This is a genomic window from Microtetraspora niveoalba, from assembly GCF_001570405.1.
Classification (GTDB): domain Bacteria; phylum Actinomycetota; class Actinomycetes; order Streptosporangiales; family Streptosporangiaceae; genus Microtetraspora; species Microtetraspora niveoalba.
The window spans coordinates 61613-83904 of the sequence record NZ_BBYM01000005.1; the positions used below are offsets into that span (position 1 = coordinate 61613).

25 protein-coding genes are annotated in these 22292 nt (G+C 70.4%); 15 read left to right on the top strand and 10 right to left on the bottom strand.

The window, feature by feature from the left end:
- Positions 1–60 precede the first annotated feature (60 nt).
- Both AWQ70_RS04770 and AWQ70_RS04775 read right to left on the bottom strand, forming a co-directional pair.
- Positions 61–795, bottom strand: a complete 735-nt coding sequence (locus AWQ70_RS04770; protein ID WP_067170911.1) for an ABC transporter permease — start codon at positions 793–795, stop codon at positions 61–63.
- A complete protein-coding gene (locus AWQ70_RS04775; RefSeq protein WP_218004420.1) occupies positions 792–1526 on the bottom strand; it encodes an ABC transporter ATP-binding protein in 735 nt (244 codons plus the stop codon). The genes AWQ70_RS04770 and AWQ70_RS04775 overlap by 4 nt, the downstream gene beginning before the upstream one ends.
- A gap of 77 nt (positions 1527–1603) precedes the next feature.
- On the opposite strand from AWQ70_RS04775, the gene AWQ70_RS04780 reads away from it, so the two are divergent.
- The 8 genes from AWQ70_RS04780 to AWQ70_RS04815 all read left to right on the top strand — a co-directional run bounded on the left by AWQ70_RS04780 (position 1604) and on the right by AWQ70_RS04815 (position 10431).
- The gene (locus tag AWQ70_RS04780; RefSeq protein WP_067170915.1) at positions 1604–2092 is read left to right on the top strand and encodes a hypothetical protein; all 489 of its coding nucleotides are present in this window, start codon (positions 1604–1606) and stop codon (positions 2090–2092) included.
- 35 nt (positions 2093–2127) lie between these two features.
- On the top strand, positions 2128–2577 hold the full coding sequence (locus AWQ70_RS04785; RefSeq protein WP_245646744.1) for a hypothetical protein: 450 nt from the start codon (positions 2128–2130) through the stop codon (positions 2575–2577).
- A gap of 156 nt (positions 2578–2733) precedes the next feature.
- Positions 2734–4605, top strand: a complete 1872-nt coding sequence (dnaK, locus tag AWQ70_RS04790) for a molecular chaperone DnaK (protein WP_067170918.1) — start codon at positions 2734–2736, stop codon at positions 4603–4605.
- The gene (grpE, locus tag AWQ70_RS04795) at positions 4602–5285 is read left to right on the top strand and encodes a nucleotide exchange factor GrpE (RefSeq protein ID WP_084516529.1); all 684 of its coding nucleotides are present in this window, start codon (positions 4602–4604) and stop codon (positions 5283–5285) included. The genes dnaK and grpE overlap by 4 nt, the downstream gene beginning before the upstream one ends.
- A 78-nt stretch (positions 5286–5363) precedes the next feature.
- Positions 5364–6548 (top strand): molecular chaperone DnaJ, encoded by a 1185-nt coding sequence (gene dnaJ, locus AWQ70_RS04800; protein WP_067170921.1) that lies wholly within the window; start codon positions 5364–5366, stop codon positions 6546–6548.
- A 4-nt stretch (positions 6549–6552) separates the two neighbouring features.
- The gene (locus AWQ70_RS04805) at positions 6553–6900 is read left to right on the top strand and encodes a heat shock protein transcriptional repressor HspR (protein WP_067170924.1); all 348 of its coding nucleotides are present in this window, start codon (positions 6553–6555) and stop codon (positions 6898–6900) included.
- A 146-nt stretch (positions 6901–7046) separates the two neighbouring features.
- Positions 7047–9641 (top strand): ATP-dependent chaperone ClpB, encoded by a 2595-nt coding sequence (clpB, locus tag AWQ70_RS04810; protein ID WP_067170928.1) that lies wholly within the window; start codon positions 7047–7049, stop codon positions 9639–9641.
- Between the two features lie 97 nt (positions 9642–9738).
- Positions 9739–10431 (top strand): hypothetical protein, encoded by a 693-nt coding sequence (locus AWQ70_RS04815; protein ID WP_157529888.1) that lies wholly within the window; start codon positions 9739–9741, stop codon positions 10429–10431.
- Between the two features lie 288 nt (positions 10432–10719).
- On the opposite strand, the gene AWQ70_RS04820 is transcribed toward AWQ70_RS04815, so the two are convergent.
- On the bottom strand, positions 10720–11256 hold the full coding sequence (locus AWQ70_RS04820) for a hypothetical protein (RefSeq protein WP_067170934.1): 537 nt from the start codon (positions 11254–11256) through the stop codon (positions 10720–10722).
- A 147-nt stretch (positions 11257–11403) separates the two neighbouring features.
- On the opposite strand from AWQ70_RS04820, the gene AWQ70_RS04825 reads away from it, so the two are divergent.
- Positions 11404–11715, top strand: a complete 312-nt coding sequence (locus AWQ70_RS04825; RefSeq protein WP_067170937.1) for a hypothetical protein — start codon at positions 11404–11406, stop codon at positions 11713–11715.
- Between the two features lie 49 nt (positions 11716–11764).
- Here AWQ70_RS04825 and AWQ70_RS04830 read toward each other — a convergent pair whose 3' ends face one another.
- Together AWQ70_RS04830 and AWQ70_RS04835 are read right to left on the bottom strand one after the other, a co-directional pair.
- Entirely contained in the window at positions 11765–12415 is a 651-nt protein-coding gene (locus tag AWQ70_RS04830) for a TetR/AcrR family transcriptional regulator (protein WP_067170941.1), read from the bottom strand.
- Positions 12416–12502: 87 nt separating this feature from the next.
- Positions 12503–13606, bottom strand: a complete 1104-nt coding sequence (locus tag AWQ70_RS04835; RefSeq protein ID WP_067170944.1) for a CapA family protein — start codon at positions 13604–13606, stop codon at positions 12503–12505.
- 98 nt (positions 13607–13704) lie between these two features.
- On the opposite strand from AWQ70_RS04835, the gene AWQ70_RS04840 reads away from it, so the two are divergent.
- Positions 13705–14148: a Fur family transcriptional regulator gene (locus tag AWQ70_RS04840; protein ID WP_067170947.1), complete on the top strand. Its 444-nt coding sequence runs from the start codon at positions 13705–13707 to the stop codon at positions 14146–14148.
- Positions 14145–15593, top strand: coding sequence for a catalase (locus AWQ70_RS04845; protein ID WP_067170950.1), 1449 nt, complete (start codon positions 14145–14147; stop codon positions 15591–15593). Before AWQ70_RS04840 ends, AWQ70_RS04845 begins: the two co-directional genes overlap by 4 nt.
- Positions 15594–15740: 147 nt before the next feature.
- Here the strand turns inward: AWQ70_RS04845 and AWQ70_RS04850 are convergent, their stop codons facing one another.
- Positions 15741–15947, bottom strand: coding sequence for a DUF397 domain-containing protein (locus tag AWQ70_RS04850; protein ID WP_067170954.1), 207 nt, complete (start codon positions 15945–15947; stop codon positions 15741–15743).
- Between the two features lie 50 nt (positions 15948–15997).
- Positions 15998–16873, bottom strand: coding sequence for a helix-turn-helix domain-containing protein (locus AWQ70_RS04855; RefSeq protein WP_245646747.1), 876 nt, complete (start codon positions 16871–16873; stop codon positions 15998–16000).
- Positions 16874–17140: 267 nt separating this feature from the next.
- Here AWQ70_RS04855 and AWQ70_RS04860 point away from each other — a divergent pair, with 267 nt between their 5' ends.
- The 3 genes from AWQ70_RS04860 (at position 17141) to AWQ70_RS04870 (ending at position 19269) form a co-directional block, all read left to right on the top strand.
- The gene (locus AWQ70_RS04860) at positions 17141–17356 is read left to right on the top strand and encodes a hypothetical protein (protein WP_067170960.1); all 216 of its coding nucleotides are present in this window, start codon (positions 17141–17143) and stop codon (positions 17354–17356) included.
- Between the two features lie 369 nt (positions 17357–17725).
- Positions 17726–18298 (top strand): HD domain-containing protein, encoded by a 573-nt coding sequence (locus AWQ70_RS04865; protein WP_084516530.1) that lies wholly within the window; start codon positions 17726–17728, stop codon positions 18296–18298.
- 59 nt (positions 18299–18357) lie between these two features.
- Positions 18358–19269, top strand: a complete 912-nt coding sequence (locus tag AWQ70_RS04870) for a Rieske (2Fe-2S) protein (protein ID WP_067170966.1) — start codon at positions 18358–18360, stop codon at positions 19267–19269.
- A gap of 57 nt (positions 19270–19326) precedes the next feature.
- Here AWQ70_RS04870 and AWQ70_RS04875 read toward each other — a convergent pair whose 3' ends face one another.
- Positions 19327–19557 (bottom strand): DUF8836 family protein, encoded by a 231-nt coding sequence (locus AWQ70_RS04875; RefSeq protein ID WP_067170969.1) that lies wholly within the window; start codon positions 19555–19557, stop codon positions 19327–19329.
- 155 nt (positions 19558–19712) lie between these two features.
- Between AWQ70_RS04875 and AWQ70_RS04880 the strand changes: the two genes are divergently transcribed.
- Positions 19713–20492 (top strand): IclR family transcriptional regulator, encoded by a 780-nt coding sequence (locus AWQ70_RS04880; RefSeq protein ID WP_067170973.1) that lies wholly within the window; start codon positions 19713–19715, stop codon positions 20490–20492.
- A gap of 87 nt (positions 20493–20579) precedes the next feature.
- On the opposite strand, the gene AWQ70_RS04885 is transcribed toward AWQ70_RS04880, so the two are convergent.
- Together AWQ70_RS04885 and AWQ70_RS04890 are read right to left on the bottom strand one after the other, a co-directional pair.
- Positions 20580–21326, bottom strand: coding sequence for a sulfite exporter TauE/SafE family protein (locus tag AWQ70_RS04885; RefSeq protein WP_067170976.1), 747 nt, complete (start codon positions 21324–21326; stop codon positions 20580–20582).
- Between the two features lie 115 nt (positions 21327–21441).
- Positions 21442–22230: an ABC transporter ATP-binding protein gene (locus AWQ70_RS04890; protein WP_067170980.1), complete on the bottom strand. Its 789-nt coding sequence runs from the start codon at positions 22228–22230 to the stop codon at positions 21442–21444.
- Positions 22231–22292 lie beyond the last annotated feature (62 nt).

The following is a 22292-nucleotide window of genomic DNA, read 5'->3' on the forward strand; positions in this document are numbered from 1 at the left end:
CTCGCTGGTAGGGGCTGGCAGGGACGTCCGCAGCTTACCGACGGCCCCGGGCCGCCCCGTTCACCCCGTACGGCGGCGCAACGTGGCGGCGCCGAGGACGAGCGACAGGACCACGCACCCGGCCACGATCAGGATGTCGCGGACCAGGACGCCGGTGAGGTCCGCGGTCCTGGCCGCCTCCCCCATCGCCTCCACCGCGTACGAGAGCGGCATGACGTCGGACAGCCGCTCCAGCCAGGACGCCATGGCGTCGCGCGGGACGATGAGCCCGCACAGCAGCGACTGGGGCAGCACGACCGCCGGCATGAACTGCACCGCCTGGAACTCGGTGCGGGCGAAGGCGCTGAAGAACAGGCCGAGGGCCATGCCCAGCAGCGAGTCGAGCACGGCCACCAGGACCAGCGTCCCCACCGAGCCGGCGACGTTCAGGCCGAGCCAGGTGAGGGAGATGGCGAGCACCACCGCGACCTGGGCCGCGGCCACCGCCCCGAACCCGAGGGCGTAGCCGAGCAGCAGGTCGAACTTCCCGAGCGGGCCGGCCATCAGCCGTTCCAGCGTGCCGGTCGCCCGCTCCCGCTGGGTCGTGATCGAGGTGACCATGAACATCACGACGAACGGGAAGATGCCGAGCAGCGTCGGGCCCAGCCGGTCGAACGACGCCGGGTCGTCGATGACGTACCTGAGCAGGATCATCAGCAGGCTCGGCACGCCGACGAGCAGCGCGAGCGTGCGGCGGTCGTGGCGGAGCTGGGCGAGGATGCGGCCCGCCGTGGCGAAGGTGATCGCGGGACTCATCGGACGCTCTCCGCCCTCTCCTCGACGAGGCGCAGGAACGCCTCTTCCAGATCGACGGTCCCGGCGCGCTCACGCAGCTCGCCGGGGGCGCCGTCGGCCAGGATCTCGCCCTCCCTGAGCATGATCAGCCGATGGCACCGGGCCGCCTCGTCCATGACGTGGCTGGAGACGACCAGGGTCACGCCGCGTTCCGCGAGGCTCTGGAAGAGCCGCCAGAGGTCCTGGCGCAGCACGGGGTCGAGACCGACGGTCGGCTCGTCGAGCAGCAGCAGCTCCGGCGAGCCGAGGAGCGCGACGGCCAGGCTGGCCCGGCCGAGCTGCCCGCCGGAGAGCGCGGAGCCCAGCCGGTCGCCCGCGCCCGCGAGGCCGACCTCCTCCAGTACGCGCTCGGCGTCGCCCTTGCCCGCCCCGAGGACCTTGGCGAAGTACCGCAGGTTCTCCAGCACCGTCAGATCCCGATATATGGCGGCACTCTGCGTCGAGTAGCCGATCTTGCGGCGAAGGGCGGGGCTGCCCGCCGGAGCGCCGAGCACGGTCACCTCCCCGCTCCCGACGATCTGCACGCCCACGATCGAGCGGATCAGGGTCGTCTTGCCGCATCCACTGGGCCCGAGCAGGCCCGTCACCTGTCCGCGCGGCACCTCGAAGGTGAGGCCGCGCAGGACCTCGGCGCCGCCCCGGGAAACCCGCAGGTCCCGTACGGCCACCGCCGGTCCGGATAAATTCATCATGTGTTGAAATTAGACCTCGTGCGACACCCCGTCAACATCGCTCGAACCGGCCGGGCCGCCACCTCGTTTAATGAGATATGCGAAGGTTCCCGGCCACAACGCTCCTGTTCACGGCACTCCTGTTCACGGCGGTCGCGTGCGGGCAGCAGCCGTCCACGTCGTCCGCCTCGCCCGGCGCGCCGGGCTCCGCGGGGACGTCCGCGCCGCCCGGCGGCGACGGCACGACCAGCGCGCCCGCACAATCGGAGCCCGTCCGCGGGACACCCTCACCGGAGACGCCCATGGGTAACACGCTCAACCCTCGGAAGATCCCCTGGACCAGCGCGACGCCGTCGGCGGACGGCACGTCGCTCACCCTCGTCTGGTGGTCCGGCGTCGCCCCCTGCACGGTGCTCGACCGGGTCGAGGTGGAGGAGGCCGCGAAGCGCGTCACCGTCACGATCTACGAGGGCCGCGACCCGCACTTCCCCGACACCGCCTGCATCGAAATCGCCGTCGAGAAGACGACGACGGTGCGGCTCTCCGCGCCGCTCGACGGGCGCGAGGTGGTGGACGGCGCCAAGTGATGAACCGGCCGCGGAGGCGCTCCGTCAATACGGTCATGCGGACCATTCCACGAACGGCGGCGCTGGCCGCGACGCTCCTGATCACGATCGCCGGGACGGCCGCGGCCTCCCTGGCCTCCTCGGGCGCGCCGGCCGCGTCCGCCGTCCCCGCCTCCCCTGCGGACGTTCCGGCCCCGGCCGCCGCGCCTACCCCGGTGAAGCCCAGGGGCGGCACCATCGACCCGCGCGCGGTCAGGTGGACCTCGGCCAAGCCGATCAGGAACGGCAGATACCTGCGCGTCACCTGGTGGTCCGGCGTCGAACCCTGCTCGGTGCTCGACCGGGTCGGGGTCAAGGAGACCGGGAGGAAGGTCATCGTGACCCTCTATGAGGGCCGCGGGAAGGACGCCCAGATGTGCATCATGATCGCCGTCAAGAAGAGCACGATCGTGAAGCTCAGGGCCCCGCTCGGCGACCGCGTGGTCGTCGACGGCGCCAAGCGCTGACCGTACGGCTCACGCCCTCGTCAGGACGGGAGAAACCCGGGAATCCACCCGCGCGCCGTGGGGTTGAGTCCACTAGGCTCAAGTCGTTTGACAAAGCCTGAAGCGCGACTCAGTATTGAGCCGTACCGACTCAACTTTGACCACAAGGACGAACTCATGGCACGTGCGGTAGGTATCGACCTGGGGACGACCAACTCCGTCGTCTCGATCCTCGAGGGCGGTGAGCCCACCGTCATCGCGAACGCGCAGGGCTCGCGGACCACCCCGTCCGTGGTCGCCTTCGCGAAGAACGGCGAGGTCCTGGTCGGCGAGGTCGCCAAGCGGCAGGCCGTGACCAACGTCGACCGGACGATCCGCTCGGTCAAGCGAGAGATGGGCACCGACTGGTCCGTCGAGATCGACGGCAAGAAGTTCACCCCGCAGCAGATCAGCGCCTTCGTCCTGCAGAAGCTCAAGCAGGACGCCGAGGCCTACCTGGGCGAGAAGATCACCGACGCGGTGATCACCGTCCCGGCGTACTTCAACGACGCCCAGCGGCAGGCCACCAAGGAGGCCGGCACCATCGCGGGCCTCAACGTGCTCCGGATCATCAACGAGCCGACGTCGGCCGCCCTGGCCTACGGCCTCGACAAGGAGAAGGACCAGACCATCCTGGTCTTCGACCTCGGCGGTGGCACCTTCGACGTGTCCCTGCTCGACGTCGGCCAGGAGGACGGCCACGGCTTCGTCGAGGTCCGCGCCACCAGCGGTGACAACCACCTCGGCGGCGACGACTGGGACCAGCGCGTCGTCGACGAACTGGTGACCCGCTTCAAGAACGCCCACGGCGTCGACCTGTCCAAGGACAAGATGGCCCTCCAGCGCCTGCGCGAGGCGGCGGAGAAGGCCAAGATCGAGCTGTCGAGCCAGTCCGAGAGCACGATCAATCTGCCCTACATCACCGCCTCGGCCGAGGGCCCGCTGCACCTTGAGGAGAAGCTGACCCGCGCCGAGTTCCAGCGGATCACCGCCGACCTGCTCGAGCGCTGCAAGCACCCGTTCCACCAGGTCATCAAGGACGCCGGCATCAAGGTCTCCGACATCGCCCACGTGGTGCTCGTCGGCGGCTCGACCCGCATGCCGGCCGTGACCGACCTGGTCAAGGAGCTGACCGGCGGCAAGGAGCCGAACAAGGGCGTCAACCCGGACGAGGTCGTGGCGATCGGCGCCGCCCTCCAGGCCGGTGTGCTCAAGGGTGAGGTCAAGGACGTCCTGCTGCTCGACGTGACCCCGCTGTCGCTGGGCATCGAGACCAAGGGCGGCATCTTCACCAAGATCATCGAGCGGAACACCACGATCCCGACCAAGCGGTCCGAGGTGTTCACCACCGCCGAGGACAACCAGCCGTCGGTGCAGATCCAGGTCTACCAGGGCGAGCGCGAGATCGCGGCGTACAACAAGAAGCTGGCCACCTTCGAGCTGACCGGCATCGCTCCGGCGCCGCGCGGCATCCCGCAGATCGAGGTCACCTTCGACATCGACGCGAACGGCATCGTCAACGTCGGCGCCAAGGACCTCGGCACCGGCAAGGAGCAGTCGATGACGATCACCGGCGGCTCCGCGCTGGCCAAGGACGACATCGAGCGCATGATGCGCGAGGCGGAGTCCTACGCCGAAGATGACAAGAAGCGCCGCGAGGAGGCCGAGGTCCGCAACAACGCGGACGCCCTGGTCTACCAGACCGAGAAGTTCCTGCACGACAACGACGACAAGGTCCCGGCCGACGTCAAGACCGAGGTCAACGACGCGCTCGCCGAGCTGAAGAAGGCCCTTGAGGGCACCGACTCGGCCGCGATCCGCGCCTCCGCCGAGAAGCTCGCGACCGTCAGCCAGAAGATGGGGTCCGCGATCTACGCCCAGTCGCAGGGCGCGGCCGCCGGCGCCGAGGGCGCCGCCCCGTCGGGCGACGGCCAGGCGAAGGCCGACGAGGACGTCGTCGAGGCCGAGATCGTGGACGACGAGCCGAAGCGGGAGGGCGGCAACAAGTGAGCCCGCGTGAGAACGGTTCCGAGCAGGAGCCGGTGATCCGCGACAACCGCAAGATCGACCCGGAGACCGGGACGGCCCGCGCCGGAAAGCCCTCCGACGCGGCCGGCCCGGACGGGGCGGCCCAGGCCGCCGCGGACGCCGCGGCGGACACTGGGACGACCGCGCCGGAGGAGACCGCCGCTCCTGCGGGCGGCGGCGCCGGGGCGGACCTGCTCGCGGAGCGCACCGCCGACCTGCAGCGGCTCCACGCGGAGTACGCCAACTACCGCAAGCGGGTGGAGCGCGATCGTGTCGCGGTCCGCGAGCAGGCGGTGGCGACCGTGCTGGCCGAGCTGCTTCCGGTGCTCGACGACATCGGCCGGGCCCGCGACCACGGTGAACTCACCGGCGGCTTCGCCAAGGTGAGCGAGTCGCTGGAAGCGACGCTCGGAAAGCTCGGCCTGGTGCGGTACGGCTCGAAGGGCGACCCGTTCGACCCGAACGTGCACGAGGCGCTCCTGCACAGCTACTCCGCCGACGTCTCCGAGCCGACATGCGTCGAGATCCTGCAGCCCGGCTACCGCATGGGCGAGCAGGTCCTGCGCGCGGCCCGGGTCGCCGTCGCGGAGCCGGACGAGACCGCCGCGGCCGAGGCGCCTGAGTCCGCCGACGCCGACTCCGGCGAATCCGACCAGAACTGAAACCCCGCGTTTCTCTCCCGATCCGGCAGGATCGGGAGAGAAACCAGAGACACCCCCTTGCGCGGAGGAAAGCGATAGATGAGCACCAAGGACTACCTGGAGAAGGACTATTACGCCGTCCTTGGTGTGCCCAAGTCCGCCACCGCCGCAGAGATCAAGACGGCGTACCGGAAGCTGGCCAGGCAGTACCACCCGGACGCCAACAAGGGCAACACCGAGACCGAGGAGAAGTTCAAGGAGGTCTCCGAGGCCTACGACGTGCTCTCCGACACCAAGCGCCGCAAGGAGTACGACGAGGCCCGCACCCTGTTCGGGTCGGGGATCGGCGGATACGCCGGCACCGGCGCGTCGCGGGGCGGCGGCTTCAACTTCGACTTCGGCGACCTGTTCTCCGGCGGCGGCTCCGGGCACAGCGGGGCGGGTGACCGCATCGGCGACCTGTTCGGCGGCCTGTTCAACCGGGGCGGCGGCCGCACCACGGCGACCGGCGCCACCCGGCCGCGCCGCGGCCAGGACATCGAGTCCGAGGTCACGATGTCGTTCGCCGAGGCCATCGAGGGCACCACGGTCTCGCTGCGACTGACCAGCTCGTCCGCCTGTGCCGCGTGCAGCGGCACGGGCGCCAAGGCGGGCACCACGCCGCGCGTCTGCCCGACTTGCGAGGGCACCGGCGCGGCCAGCCGCAACCTGGGGAACTTCGCCTTCTCCGAGCCGTGCCGCGACTGCCGTGGCCGGGGTCTGATCGTGGACGAGCCGTGCCCGGTGTGCGAGGGCAGCGGCCGGGGCAAGAGCACCCGCACCATCCAGGCCCGCATCCCGGCGGGCGTCGGTGACGGCCAGCGCATCCGGCTCAAGGCCAAGGGCGCACCCGGCGAGAACGGCGGCCCCGCGGGCGACCTCTACGTCCAGGTCCACGTCAAGCCGCACCCGGTGTTCGGCCGCACGGGCGAGAACCTCACGGTCACCGTGCCGGTCACGTTCCCCGAGGCGGCGCTCGGCGCCGAGATCAAGGTGCCCACCCTGAAGGGCATGCCGGTAACCCTGCGCGTCCCGGAGGGCACGCCCAACGGGCGCACGTTCCGCGTGCGCGGCCGGGGAGCCCCCCGCAAGGACGGCACCAAGGGCGACCTGCTCGTCACCGTTCAGGTGATGGTGCCGTCGCACCTCGACGACAAGGCGAAGGCGGCTCTTGAGGAGTTCCGCGACGCCAGCGAGGGCACCGACCTGAGAGAAGAGCTGATCAAGCAGGCCAGAAGCGAGTGAGCGCATGGATGCCAACTTCTTCGATCTGTCCGACGACACACCGGTCTACGTCATTTCGGTGGCCGCCCAGCTCTCCGGACTGCACCCGCAGACACTCCGGCAGTACGACCGGCTCGGGCTGGTCAGCCCGGGGCGTACGGCCGGGCGCGGGCGGCTCTACTCGACGAGGGACATCGTGCTGCTGCGCGAGGTGCAACGGCTCTCGCAGGAGGACGGCATCAACCTCGCCGGCATCAAGCGCATCCTCGAACTCGAAACCGAGAACCTGCGCCTGCGCGACGAGGTGGTGCGGCTCCGCGGCGAGCTGACCATGATGCGCGCACTGGTCAGATACGAACTTCCACCAGCCTGATCCGGGAATTCACGGGACCGCGTGCCGCGTGGCGGTGAACCCGCCGAGCGGTTCGGGGAGCGCAGGGCCCCTCGACCGCCCGGGCGGGTGACAGCCGACGCGCCGGTGACGCGTGCCCGCTGAGCGAAGCGAGGCCACGAACCACCATGGACTACAAGCTGACGCAGAAGAGCCAGGAGGCCCTGGCCGGGGCGGTCCGGCGGGCGGCCGCCGAGGGCAACCCCGAGGTGGCCCCCGCTCACCTCCTCACGACGCTGCTCGCCCAGACGGGCGGCACCGCCGTTCCCCTCCTGGAGGCGGTGGGCGCCGACTGGAAGCAGCTCCGGACCAAGGCCGAGGAGCTGCTCGCCGCGCTGCCCAAGGCGCACGGCGCCACGGTGAGCGCCCCGTCGAGCTCCCGGCAGCTCCTCACCGTGCTGAACACCGCCGCCCAGCGCGCCAAGCAGCTCGAGGACGAGTACGTCTCGACCGAGCACCTGCTGGTGAGCCTCGCGGCCGACGGCGGCGCGGTCGCCGGCCTGCTCACGTCGCAGGGGGCGACGCCGAACGCGCTGCTCGACGCGTTCGAGAAGGTGCGCGGCCACGCCCGGGTCACCAGCGAGACCCCCGAGGACACCTACCGGGCCCTGGAGAAGTACGGCGTCGACCTCACCGAGCGGGCCAGGTCCGGCAAGCTCGACCCGGTCATCGGCCGGGACACGGAGATCCGCCGGGTCATCCAGGTGCTCTCCCGCCGCACGAAGAACAACCCCGTCCTGATCGGCGAGCCCGGCGTCGGCAAGACCGCGGTGGTCGAGGGCCTGGCCCAGCGGATGATCGCCGGCGACGTGCCGGAGAGCCTCAGGAACAAGCGTCTCGTCGCGCTCGACCTCGGCTCGATGGTCGCGGGCGCGAAGTACCGCGGCGAGTTCGAGGAGCGCCTCAAGGCCGTGCTCAACGAGATCAAGGAGAGCAACGGCCAGATCGTCACGTTCATCGACGAACTGCACACCATGGTCGGCGCGGGCGCGGCCGAGGGCGCGATGGACGCCGGCAACATGCTCAAGCCGATGCTGGCGCGCGGCGAGCTGCGGATGATCGGCGCGACCACGCTCGACGAGTACCGCGAGCGCATCGAGAAGGACCCCGCGCTCGAGCGCCGGTTCCAGCAGGTCTACGTGGGCGAGCCCACGGTCGAGGACACGATCGCGATCCTGCGCGGGCTGAAGGGCCGCTACGAGGCCCACCACCAGGTGCAGATCTCCGACAGCGCGCTGGTGGCCGCCGCGACGCTCTCCGACCGCTACATCACGGCGCGGTTCCTGCCGGACAAGGCCATCGACCTGGTCGACGAGTCGATGTCCCGGTTGCGCATGGAGATCGACTCGCGCCCGGTCGAGATCGACGAGCTCCAGCGCATCGTGGACCGGCTCAAGATGGAGGAGCTGGCCCTCGTCAAGGAGACCGACGAGGCGAGCCGCCAGCGGCTGGGGAAGCTCCGCGAGGAGCTGGCGAACCGCCAGGAGGAGCTCAACGGCCTCGTCGGCCGGTGGGAGCGTGAGAAGGCCGGGCTCAACAAGGTCGGCGAGCTGAAGAAGCAGCTCGACGAGGCGCGCGGCGCGGCCGAGCGGGCCCAGCGCGACGGCAAGTTCGAGGACGCGTCCCGGCTGATGTACGGCGAGGTGCCCCGGCTGGAGAAGGAGCTGGCCGAGGCGACCAGGGCCGCGGAGGAGGCCGAGGAGACCGACGAGCCGCCGATGGTGAAGGAGGAGGTCGGCCCCGACGACATCGCCGACGTCATCTCGTCCTGGACCGGCATCCCCGCGGGCCGCCTCCTTGAGGGCGAGACCGCCAAGCTGCTGCGCATGGAGGACGAGCTCGGCCGCCGCCTGATCGGCCAGCGCTCCGCCGTGCAGGCCGTGTCCGACGCGGTACGGCGGGCCAGGGCGGGCATCTCCGACCCCGACCGCCCGACCGGGTCCTTCCTCTTCCTCGGCCCCACGGGCGTCGGCAAGACCGAGCTGGCCAAGGCGCTCGCCGAGTTCCTGTTCGACGACGAACGGGCGATGACCCGCATCGACATGAGCGAGTACGGCGAGAAGCACAGCGTGGCCCGGCTCGTCGGCGCGCCTCCTGGATACGTCGGCTACGAGGAGGGCGGCCAGCTCACCGAGGCCGTGCGCCGCCGGCCGTACACGGTGGTGCTGCTCGATGAGGTCGAGAAGGCGCACCCCGAGGTCTTCGACGTGCTGCTGCAGGTGCTGGACGACGGCCGGCTCACCGACGGCCAGGGGCGCACGGTCGACTTCAGGAACACGATCCTGATCCTCACGTCCAACATCGGATCGCAGTTCCTGGTCGATCCCACGATGGAGAACGGCGCCAAGCGCGAGGCCGTGATGACGGCGGTCAGGGGCGCTTTCAAGCCGGAGTTCCTCAACCGGCTCGACGACGTCATCGTGTTCGACGCGCTGGGCACCGAGGAGCTGTCGCAGATCGTCGATCTCCAGGTGTCACGCCTGGGGGCGCGGCTCGCCGACCGGAGGCTCACACTGTCCGTGTCGCCCGGCGCCCGCGAGTGGCTCGCGCTGACCGGCTACGACCCGGTGTACGGCGCCCGCCCGCTCCGGCGGCTGATCCAGTCGGCGATCGGCGACACGCTGGCCAAGGCGCTGCTGTCCGGCGAGATCCGCGACGGCGACGACGTGGCCGTGGACCTCGACGAGGCCGGGGACACCCTTTCCGTGCGGGCCGTTCGGTAAGGACTCCCCCACCATTGGCCCAAGCTGGCCCCTTGCGATCCCCTCGGCGGTACGTTCTGTGTTCGTCAAGACACGTAAAGCAATCGGGGGGATTGCGATGTCAGGGACATCTCGGAGCATCCGCGGACGGCATGCCGTGCTCGCCACCATGACCGCCGGAGTGAGCTGGTTCGCCAGCGGTCCGGCGGTCGCGGCGGCGGGACCGTGCGCGGGCGAGACGACGGCGGCGGTCTGCGAGGCCGCCCTCACGAACGGCCCGGCCCGGGCCGCCCGCACGATCACGATCGACAAGGTCGCCCAGGCGGCCGGCCTGCCCGGCCTCTCCTCGGCGGCCGGCGTGCTCAGCATCGCCGACGCCGGGGGCGCGGCCGCGGGCCAGGGCCTCCCGGGCCTTCCCGGCACCCCGCCGGCGGCCGGGGCCACGTCCGTGGCCGCCGGCCTGCCGCGGGCCCTCGCCGTACCGGTGCGGATCCCCGAGCTGCCGGACGTCCCGGCGCTGCCCGCGATCCCCGCCCGGCCCGACGCCACCGGCGGGCAGGCCGGAGAGCCGGCGGCACGGCAGGTCCCGGGCGCGCAGCCGGCCCTCGATAAGCAGGGCAGGCCGGCGAAGCGGCACGAACAGGGAAAGCGGGCCAAGGCGGAGCGGACGGCACCGCGCGAGGCGGAGCGGACGGCACCGCGTGAGGCGGAGCGGACGGCGCCGAAGGCCCCCGGGACGCGGCCGGGCAAGAAGGACGGGGCGGTTGCCGAGATCGCCAAGAAGTTGATCGACACCACGGTCCTGCCGTAGCGGGGCCGTACGCGCCCGCTCCTGGGTGAGCGGGGACGACGAGACGAGAAGGGGCCGCGACCGCGGCCCCTTCGTCATGTCCGGCGGGACGTGCTCCACGGGGTCGGCACCACGTCCGCTCGCTCCCTCGGGACGACGTCTGATCCATGTGCTCGCCGGAATCGGCATCCGGCCCACATGCACGTGGCGCGGCGTCCGGACAGCGGTCCACGTGCCCACAAATGGCATCCGCACAGGCGATGCGGAGACGGCGTCCGCACGTACGGGCCGGGAGTGGACGGCGTGCGGTCAGCGGGCGATGTCGAGTGAGGCGTCCAGATCGTCCTCGGGCAGCCCCAGATCGACCCTGATGCGGTATCTGGTGCGCAGCAGCGCCTCCCGCATGGTGGTGCCGGGCGCGCAGGCCGCGGCCCCCTCGGTCGCCCATTCGTGGCCGCCGTCCAGGTCCCCGTACGCGACCAGCGTCTCGGCGACGGTGAGCGCCGTGGCGGGGTTCCAGACGCCGTCACGGATCGCCGCGATGACCTCTCGCGCCTCGTCGGGGCGGTCGAGCTCGAAGAGCGTGTCGGCGATGCCCGATCGCGGGTCCACGAGGACCTCTCCGCCGTCCCGCGCGGCCTCGTGGAAACGGTCGAGGGCCACCGCGGGCTGGCCCGCCTGCCGCCACTCCTCCGCCGCCATGACGAGGATCGCCGCGCGCGACATCTCTCCGGACTCGTAGACCCGGGCCAGCGTGTCGAGCTGACGCGCCAGCGCACCGTGGTCGTCGAGCAGCAGTGCTTGTTCGAGCAGCCGGTCCAACTGCTCGTGTGTCACATGGGCCACAAAGGGAGGCTATCGAGGCCGGCCGCCGTTCGCCCGGGATCCGCCCGCATTCCCCATACCACGAATTGCGTTCGATTAACTACGAAGTGTGTTTCGAGGGGGATTATCGGGCATATTGCCATGGCGCATAGCGATCAGGGAGCGGTGATGCCGGTGTTCAGGCAGGTGAGTGTGACGCTCGCTTCGGTGATCGCGCTCTCCGCCGTGATCCCCGGCCTCGTCGGCTACGCGACGGCCAGGTCCGAGGCGCTGGAGCGGGCGAGCGCCGAGCTGACGCGACTCCAGTCCGAGGTGTACTCCACCGGGGCCTCCATGCGGCCGGTCGCCGCCTCGTGCCTGATCGCCCGCCCGTTGAAGAAGCGGCGGGCCGTCCCCGTCCAGGTGAGATATCGCCTGATGCCGCTCTCCGACTCCCCGTCCGGCGAGCGGGAAGGGCTCCGCGGCCACCAGTCCGACTGACCCGGGGCTGTCCCGCCCGCCGGCCGTCCACCGGCGCCCCGGAGCGGGATCAGCCGACGCCGAGCTGCCGGGAGAGATATCCGCGTACGAGCTGCTTGGCCTCGGCCACGATCTCGGGGGAGCCGTGAGGGTCGCGCCGGAAGGCCAGCTTCAGCACCGCGTCGCCCGCCTCGACCGCGACGAGGACGGCGCGGTCCAGCTCCTCGCTGTCGGCGAGGCCGAACTCCTGGAGCAGCAGCGCCCGGAGCCGCCCGGCGATCACCGTGTTGTTGTCCGAGACCGAGTCGAGGAGGTTGAGGTCGACGACGTCGCCGAAGTGCAGGGACCGGAAACCTGGAACGGTCCGATGCATCTCGACGTACTCCTCGATGATGGCGTCCACCGCGTCCCACCAGCCGGCGTAGTCCTCGGTCATGAAGCGGCGGCCCACGCGGGCGACGAAGAGCTCGATGTGCCGCCGGGTCAGCGCCTGGCTGATGGCCCGCTTGTCGGGGAAGAACTGGTAGACCGAGCCGATCGCGACGCCCGCGCGCTCGGCGATGCGGGTCGTGGTGAGCGCCTCGTAACCGATCTCGTCCAGCAGCTCGGCGCACGCGTCGAGCATCCGCTCCACCCGGCGCGCGCTGCGGCGCTGGGTGGGCCTGCGGCGGAGGGGGTCCGGATTGGCGGGGTCGTCGTCCTCTTCAAGCTGGATGGACATCCCTCCATATTGCCCGCTCGACGCCTTCCGGTCAGTCCCCTCCCGGACAGTCCGCCGATTTCCCGTACGCGGCCGGCGGGGTGCGGGTCACTGCTCCCCGGACGGCCGGGCGGACAGGCCGGTGCACTGCCGCAGCGACGCGTACTCGGCCAGCGCCTGCTTCCCGGCCGAGCCGGTCAGCGGGACGGGGACGCCGCCGTTGATGCGGGCGGGGGTCCACCGGTCCTTGAGCACCTTCCTGCCGTTGATCGTGAGGGTGAGCACGCCCGTCTTCCCGGTCTCGGGACCCCAGTTGTAGAAGACGAAGTTGCCCAGGCCGTAGTGGACGTACGCCCGGCCGGAGTAGCCCCCGCCGAGGAGGATGTGCGCGTGGCTGCCCACGATCACGTCCGCGCCGGCCTCGGAGAGCTTGGCCGCCAGGCCGCGCTGCACGTCGGTCGGGCACTTGACCAGCTCGGCGCCCCAGTGGAGGAAGACGATCACGGTGTCGGAGTTCTTCCGGGCCTGCCGTACGGCCTGGATGAGGCGCGGCTCGTTCTTGGCGGAGGCGAGGCCGCCCTTGTCGTCGGTGGCCGTCCACGACTGGATGAACTCGGAGTCGAGCACCTGCGTGGCGCCGATGACGGCGACCCGGTTGCCCTTCACGGTGGTCCGGAACGGCCGGTACGCCTCGGCGGCGTTCTTCCCGATGCCGATCACGGGGAACCTGCTCCGCTTGATCGCGGCGAGCGAGTCCCGCAGCCCGCTCTCCATGTAGTCCATGCCGTGGTTGTTCGCCATGGTCACCGCGTCCACCCCGGCGGCCTTGAGTGCGGTGAAGGCGGTGGCGGGCGCGCGGAAGGTGAACTGCTTGCCCGGCGCGGGCGTGCCCCCCGTGGTGATCGCGGTCTCCAGGTTGAGCACGGCGAGGTCGGATCCGCGCAGCACGTTCGCGATCGGGCCGAGGGCGGTGCGGGGGTTGTTGTCGAGCCGGGTCCGCAGCACCCCCTCGAAGTGCACGTCCCCCGCGAACGAGATCGTGTACGGCTCCGGGGTCGGCTCGGGCTCCTCCGGCGTGGGCGAGGCGGCGGCGCCGGCCTTCCTCGACTCCTCCGGGATCGGCTCACCCTCCGCGGCCGTGCAGGCCGCGACGAGGAGGGTGAGGGTGACCAGAGCTGCGGCACGAATCTTCACAGAATCCGAGCATGCCATCTCTTGACGAAATCTGGGGAATACGGCGTCTCCTCCCCATCAGAGTTGTATCAATCAAAAACTTGAACTCTTCAAGTTAAGCGGGTACGGTGTCAGGCATGGGAGACGCCGACCGACTCCGAGAGGTGGGTCTGCGGGTGACCGCGGCGCGCCTGGCGATCATGCAGACCGTCCGGGACGGCGACCACCTGGACGTGGACGCCATCCACCGCGGCGTGCTCGATCGGGTCGGTCAGGTCTCCCTGCAAGCCGTCTATGACTCCTTGAACGCGCTCCAGCGCGGCGGGCTGCTCCGCCGCGTCGAGCCCGCGGGCAGTCCCACCCGGTACGAGGCGCGGGTGGGCGACAACCACCACCACCTCGTCTGCCGGGAGTGCGGGAAGGTCACAGACGTCGACTGCGCGGTCGGGGAGGCCCCCTGCCTGGATCCGGTGTCCACCTCGGGATACCTGGTCGACGAGGCGGATGTCACCTACTGGGGGATCTGTCCCGACTGCCGCTCCGCACTCGACAAAGAGGAACCTCGGAGGAACGCGCGATGACCGATAGGCCGACCACCACGACGGACGCGGGAATCCCGGCGCCCAGCGACGAGTTCTCGCTGTCCGTCGGCCCGAACGGGCCCCTGCTCCTGCAGGACCACTATCTGATCCAGAAGATGGCGCACTTCAACCGCGAGCGGGTGCCCGAGCGCGTGGTTCACGCCAAGGGCGGCGGCGCCTTCGGCGTTCTGGAGATCACCGAGGACGTCAGCCAGTTCACCAAGGCGGGGCTGTTCCAGAAGGGCACGCGGACCGACCTGCTGCTGCGCTTCTCCACGGTCGCCGGCGAGCTGGGCAGCGCCGACACCGGCCGCGACCCGCGCGGATTCGCGCTGAAGTTCTACACGGACCAGGGCAACTACGACCTCGTCGGCAACAACACGCCGGTCTTCTTCATCCGCGACCCACAGAAGTTCTCCGACTTCATCCACAGCCAGAAGCGCCGCGCGGACAACCACCTGCGCGACAACAACATGCAGTGGGACTTCTGGACCCTCTCCCCCGAGTCGGCGCACCAGGTGACGCTCCTGATGACCGACCGCGGCACCCCGCGCACCTGGCGGAACACCAACGGGTACGGCTCGCACACGTTCCTCTGGTACAACGCGGCCGGCGAGAAGTTCTGGGTGAAGTACCACTTCAAGACCGACCAGGGCATCGAGAACTTCACGGCGGCCGAAGCCGACGCCATGGCCGCGTCCGACCCGGACTTCCACATCCGCGACCTGTACACCGCCATCAAGAACGGCGACCACCCGTCGTGGACCGTGCAGGTCCAGATCATGCCGTTCGAGGAGGCCGCGGACTACCGGTTCAACCCGTTCGACCTGACCAAGGTCTGGCCGCACGCCGACTATCCGCCGATCACCATCGGCCGGTTCGTCCTGAACCGGAACCCGGAGAACTACTTCGCCGAGATCGAGCAGGCGAGCTTCGAGCCGGCGAACTTCGTGCCGGGCATCGGGCCCTCGCCGGACAAGATGCTGCAGGGACGGCTGTTCTCCTACCCGGACGCCCACCGGTACCGGATCGGACCGAACTACCTGCAGCTCCCGGTCAACCGGCCGAAGTCCCCGGTGCACTCCTACAACTTCGACGGGCCGATGGCCTTCACGAACCCGTCCGACCCGGTCTACGCGCCGAACACGGCGGGCGGCCCGGTCGCGGACCCCTCCGCGTTCGCGGGCGAGTCCTACGAGATCAGCGGTGAGATCATCCGCTCCGCGTACGCGAAGCACCGCGAGGACGACGACTTCGTCCAGCCGCGCGCGCTGTGGGAGAACGTGCTCTCGGAGACCGACCGCGAGCACCTGGTGAGCAACGTCGTGGGCCACGCCTCGGCTCCCGAGGTCACCTCCGACATGAAGAAGCGGGTCGTGGACTACTGGACCAACGTCCACAAGGACCTGGGCCAGAGCGTCGCCCAGGGCCTCGGCATCGCCTGATCGTCCCAAGAAGCGCCAAGGGCCCCCGGCGGATGTGCGCCGGGGGCCTCGGTTCGTACGGCGGGACCGCCTCGCCCGCTGCGCGCCGGGGCGGCTCCGCCGCTTCAGCTCTTCCGCGATCGGCGGGAGGGCGTGGACCCGCGAAGGTCAGAGGTCGAACTCACCGTCCTTGACGCCCCCGATGAAGGCGTCCCACTCGCCGGGTGTGAAGACGAGGACCGGACCGTCCTGGTCCTTGCTGTCACGGACCCCGACATGGCCCTCGGGGAGCGTCGCCACTTCGACGCAGTTTCCGTTGCCGGCGCTGCGGATGCTCTTACGCCATACCGCACCGGAGAGATCGATCGAGTACATTTATGGTCTTTCTCCTCAGTGGACACACTGAGGCGATGTAGGGAAGCGTCTCACTTCCAGCGTTCGATTGATTTTCGGATCAGCTCCCGACTGGCGTCGACGTCGAGGGCCTCCGCCTGCAGGCGGTCGAAGGCGATCTCGTAGCCGTACACGGTCTCCTCTTCCTCGACGAAGCGTGCACCGAAAAGGGACTCCAGGTACACGACGTCGTGGAACTCCGGGAACTTCAGGTGAAGAAAAGACCCGGTGTTGACCGGATGTCCGGCGTCCAGCGGAAGCACTTGAATCCGGATGTTGGGCAGCCGGGACACGGTCAGCAGGCGGCCGAGCTGGCCCCGCATGACCGCCCCACCCCCGAAGCCCCGCAGGAGGACGGACTCGTCCAGGACCACCCACAGGGTCAGCGGCTCGTCCTCGCGGAGGATGATCTGCTGCCGGGCCATCCTCGCCTCGACCCGGCTGCGCACACCCCCCTGCGCGAACCGCGTGATCGGCTGAACCGCCTTGACGACTTCGAGAGCGTAGTCCTCGGTCTGCAGGAGGCCGGGCACAACCTGGGGTTCCCAGTTGCGCGCGAAGGTGGCCTCCACCTCCAGCCCCAGCAGCGTCGTGTACTCGTGGGGCAGGGAGCTCTGGTAGTCCTCCCACCAGCCTTTTCTCGCGGCGTCCTGATGCAGGTCGAGCAGCTCTTGGCGCTGACCGGAATCGACCTCGTACGTCTCCAGCAACGCCTCGACGTCCGCCTTTCGAGGCGAGGTCTTGGCGGTCTCGATGCGGCTGACCTTCGCCGCCGACCAGCCGAGCTGGGCGGCGACCTGATCTCCGGTGAGCTCGGCACGCTCTCTGAGGCGGCGAAGCTCCTGTCCGAGCCTGCGCCGGCGGACGGTAGGACTCCCGCGGTCGGACAACCCGGTCGACCTCCTCACGCGCAGTGGAAGGCTTACGAGGGCGGACGCCCCTAGGTGCAATCGTAATGCAATTTGCACCGTTACATGCGGCGCATGTACTGAAGATTGTTGCAACTTTCCTTACGTTGAGTATTGCAAGGAAATCGCTCCGGCGTCACGATCGGAACAACAGGGGTACTCAGGGGAGTGATCGAGACACAGAAGAGCCGGGCCGGAAGGCTGCCACCGCCCGACCCGGCGGACAAACGAGAGCTCCTCATCGAAGCGGCGAAAGGGGAGTCTCCTATGCATTTCCACGGTACCAATCGGCTCTTACGAATCAAGGCCCGGCTCGACGTGCTCACGGGGCAGGCCGACCGGGACCTCTGCGTCGACCAGGATTGGTGGGCTCACCGGCTCGGCTGGACGGTCACCCGCACCGGGTTCGGCGCCCGCCATTACCGCGACCCCCGGTTCGACCTCGTGCTCGAACTCGAAGAGGCCGCGCCGCCCGCGAAATAGGCCCCGCGGAACAGGGCCGAGAAACAGGCCCGCGGAGCAGGGCCGAGAAACAGCCCACGAAACAGGGCCGCGAACAGGGCCGCGTAACAGGCCTCGACGGGAGCTTCGACGCCCGGTCCCAGATCCACAGCCCCGGAGCCCCTCTCCGGGGCTTTCGTGTACCGCCTCGGCGACGCCACGCCCGGCGCGGGGCACGTCGTCACGACGTCGCCGCACGTCACCCACCCCGGCGACACAGAGCGTCATGGATGACAACGCTGCGTGAACAAGCGCTTGAGGGATCGGCATTCGTTGATCACCAAGGTTAGGCTTGCCAAGGTGACCATCGCTACCCAAGAGGATCGCCTGCACGCCCAGATCAGCTTCGCCATGGAGATCGACAAACTCAAGCGTGTCATCCGCCGCAACACCCTGATCGACGGGTCGCGACGGGAGAACGGCGCCGAGCACTCCTGGCACGTCGGCATGCTGGCGATGACCATGGGTGAGCATGCGCCTCCCGGCACCGACCTGGAGCGGGTGGTCGCCATGCTGCTCGTCCACGACATCGTGGAGATCGACACGGGGGACTGCTTCCGTCACGACCTGCCCCGCAGCGCTCGCCCCGACCCCTCCCCGGACGGCCCCGGCCCCGAGGCGCTCGCCGCCGCGGACCGCATCTTCGACCTGCTCCCCGACGACCAGCGCGTACGGCTCCGCTCCCTGTGGGACGAGTTCGAGGAGCGGCGGACGCCGGAGGCGCGGTTCGCCAGGGCGCTCGACCGGCTCGTGCCGATCATGGCCAACCACCACAACGAGGGAGGGACCTGGACCCTCTACAAGGTCACCGCCCGCCACCTGGCCGACAGCGTACGGATCATCGCCGAGGGCTCGGCCACGCTGGGCGCCTACGCCGCGCGGATGGTCGAGTCCTCCGTCGCGCGGGGTCACCTGGCCCCCTGAGCGCCCGCCCGTGTTCACCCCTCAAGGCCGGGGGTAAGTGCTGGTACAAGGGGGCGAAAATGGACAAGACGACCAGATCGCGACGGGCGATCCGGTTCCCGCGCAAGATCCCGTCCGGGAACCTTCTCGACGGGCTTGAGCAGGTCACGGCCCTCGACCGGCCGATCCGGGTCATCGCGAAAGCCGTACGCCGCAAGATCGGCCCTGGTCCGGTGCGGGACCTGCTGCACGGCGTTCCCATCGGGCATCCCCTCCACCCCGCGCTGGCGACGGTCGCCGTCGGCTGCTGGGTGGGGGCGGCGGTGGTCGACTGGTCCGGGGCGGACGAGCGGGCGGCCCGGGTGCTGGTGGCCACGGGCCTGGGCATGGCGCTCCCGACGGCCGCCGCCGGGCTGACCGACTGGTCCACCCTCCACCGCGAGCAGCAGCGCGTCGGCTTCGTCCACGCGCTGACCAACGCGACCGCGGCCGGCCTCTACACGGTGTCGCTGCTCCTGCGTACGGCGGGCAAGGAGCGGGCGGGCCGGATCCTCTCGTTCGCCGGGCTCGGCGCCGCCTTCGCGGGGGCCTACCTGGGCGGGCATCTCGCCTACCGGCAGGCCGCGGGCGCCAACCACGCCGAGTCGCTCAGCCATCTCGTCCCGCTCGGATGGCACGACCTGTGCGCGCTCAAGGACCTGCCCAACGGCCGGCCGGTGACCCGGCGGCTGGGATACATCGACCTGTTCGTGCTCCGGCTGGGCGACGGCGTGAGCGTGCTGGCCGACCGCTGCTCCCACCTCGCGGGGCCGCTGCACCAGGGCCGCCTCGTCATGGAGGAGGGCCAGCCGTGCGTGATCTGTCCGTGGCACGGCAGCGTCTTCCGCATCTCGGACGGCACAGTCGCACACGGCCCGGCGACCTCGCGGCAGCCCGCGTTCCAGACCCGTCTGCGCGGCGACGGCATCGTGCAGGTCCGCCCCGCCCCCTGACGGCCCGTACGGCTCCCGCGCCGGCCCGGGCGGGGGCCGCCCGATCAGGCGCGGCGATCAGTCGTCGGGACCGCGGTCGTCGGCGGGATGCTCGACCAGCGCGAGGATGCGGCTGGACATGAAACGCGCGGTGCGGACGGGAGTGCCGTTCCGCGTGACCTCGCTGACCTCGACGATGCCGCGGCCCGTGGTGACCTCGACCCGCCTGCCCGCCCTGGTCGCGACCACTTCGTAGGTGCGGGGGGTGCCGCCCGCGTCGATGACGATCTCCACCCGGTCGCCCTTCACAAAGGTGTATATACCCGGCGAAGAACCATCGATCACCTGTGCGATCCGGCGAAGCGAACAAGCGACCAATCGACAGGAAATATTCTGGATGACAGGATGCTGTCTCGCAAAACGCAACGAACCACGACGAATCGCACCGACCGGGGTGAACCGACATGGGTGATGCCGCCAGGCCCGTTCCCGAGGACTCCGCCGACGCGAAAGCGGCTCCGGCCATCCAGACCGTCCAGCGTGCCGCGCTGATCCTCAGCGCGTTCACGGTCAGCCGTCCCCAGCTCAGCCTCAACGAGATCACCACGAGCCTGGGCACCAGCAAGGCGACCGCGCACCGGTACACGAAGGCGCTGCGCGAGAGCAACCTGCTGCGCTACGACGAGCGTGAGGCGCTGTACTCGCTGGGCCCGCAGATCCTGACGCTGTCGGCCGCCGCGCGGGCCGGGATGCCGGTCATCGGCATCGCCGGGCCGTACATGCAGCGCCTGGTGCGCGAGATCGACGAGACCGTGGTGCTGAGCGTCTGGGACGGTGACACGGCGGTCGTGGTGCGGGTGGACGACAACACCGACCGCATCATCCGGGTCAGCGTGCGCACCGGATCCCGGTTGTCGCGCACCGAGTCGGCCCAGGGGCGGGTCTTCTGCGCGTTCCTGCCCGAGGAGGAGGTGCCGGAGCTCGCGGAGGAGGTGCGGGCGAACGCCGAGCTGCGCCGCGAGCTGGAGAAGATCCGGCGGAACAACATCTCGGCCAACACCCCGTCCGTCAACGGCGTGCGCAGCATCGCCGCCCCGCTGTTCCGGGGCAGCACGCTGGTCGCCGCCATGGCGATCGTCGGCACGACCGCTTCGGTCCCCGAGGGCACCCGCTCGCCGCTCGCCGAGGCGCTCAAGCGGACCGCCGCCGAGGTCAGCGCCGAGCTCGGCCGCGAGGCGCGCTGACCCGGCCGGGCGGGGGCTCACGTCCGGCGGCCGGGCACCCCGGGGGCCCCACCCCGCCGGATCTCCCCGGGGCCGGCGGCAGGGCGTTCAGGCCAGGAGCTTGACGATCGCCACGACGCCGATGCAGACGATCACGGCGCGCAGGACGGGGGCGGGCAGCCTGCGGCCCAGCCTCGCGCCCAGGAACCCGCCGACCCCGGTGCCCAGCGCCACCAGGAGCGCGGCGGCCCAGTCCACGTGGGCGACCAGCGTGAAGAGAATCGCGGCCGTCAGGTTGACCAGCAGTGACAGGAAGTTCTTCGCCGCGTTGATCCGCTGCAGCTCCTCGTCGAGGAAGACGCCGAGCAGGCCGATCAGCACGACGCCCTGCGCGGCGCCGAAATAGCCGCCGTACATGCCGGCGCCGAGCACGCCCAGCCACAACCAGGGGCCGCCGTGCGGGTGCGTACGCCGACCGGCCAGCCAGCCGTTGAGCTTCGGCTGCACGACCACCAGCACGCACGCGATCCCGATCAGGGCGGGGACGATGATCTGAAACGCCTTCTCGGGCAGCCGGAGAAGCAGCACGGCGCCGATGAACGAGCCGATGACGGACGCCACGCCGAGCCGCAGCAGCCGCGCGCGCTGCCCCTTGAGCTCGGGCCGGTAGCCCAGCACGCCGGTCACGCCGCCGGGGATCAGCCCGACGTTGTTGGAGACGTTCGCGACGACGGGAGGCAGACCGACCGCGAGCAGCGTGGGAAACGTGATCAGCGAGCCCGAGCCGACGACCGCGTTGATGCCACCCGCTCCGACCCCGGCCGCGAACACCGCGACCGCCTCCCACGGCGTCAAGATCCCTGCTCCCTCGAACGGCTGTGGCCCGATGGTAGACGGAGGGCCGCCGCCGGAGTCCGGCCGGGGTAGGGGGGACCCCGCTCACCGGCGGTCCCCTCGTCGGGCGGGGCGGTCAGAACGGGCGGGCGTACCAGCGGTCGCCGGTCCCGCGGTCCAGCCGCAGCGGCACGCCGAAGGTGCGCGACAGGTTGTCCCCGGTCATCACCGACTCCACCGGTCCCTGGGCGACCACGGAGCCGTGGCGCAGCAACATCACGTGGGTGAAGCCGCTCGGGATCTCCTCGACGTGGTGGGTGACCAGGACCATCGTCGGCGCCTTGGGGTCGCGCGCCAGCGCGCCCAGGCGGCGGACCAGGTCCTCGCGCCCGGCCACGTCCAGCCCGGCGGCGGGCTCGTCGAGCAGCAGCAGCTCGGGGTCCGGCATCAGCGCGCGGGCGATCTGCACCCGCTTGCGCTCCCCCTCCGACAGGGTGCCGAACCGGCGCCTGATCAGGTGGGCGCACCCGAGCTGGTCGATCAGCTCGACCGCGCGGGTGACGTCGTGGGAGTCGTACTCCTCGTTCCACCTGCCGACGATCGCGTAGGACGCGGTCAGCACCAGGTCGATGACCTTCTCGTCCGGCGGCACGCGCTCGGCCAGCGCCGCGCTGGCGAGGCCGATCCGGGGGCGCAGGTCGAAGACGTCGGCCTGGCCGAGCCGCTCGCCGAGGATCTCGACGGCCCCCTCCGTGGGGAAGAGCAGCGCCGCGGCCACCTGCAGCAGCGTCGTCTTACCCGCTCCGTTGGGGCCGATGACGACCCAGCGCTCGTCCTCGCGGACGGACCAGTCGATGGCGCGCAACAGCGCCGCGCCGTCCCTGCGAACCGTGACGTCCCGCAGCCGCAGCACCTGACCGCCCATGTGGCCCCCTCGTGTGGTTACTCAGATAAAACTATTGCAGCCGGTCGGCATATCGTGGATCG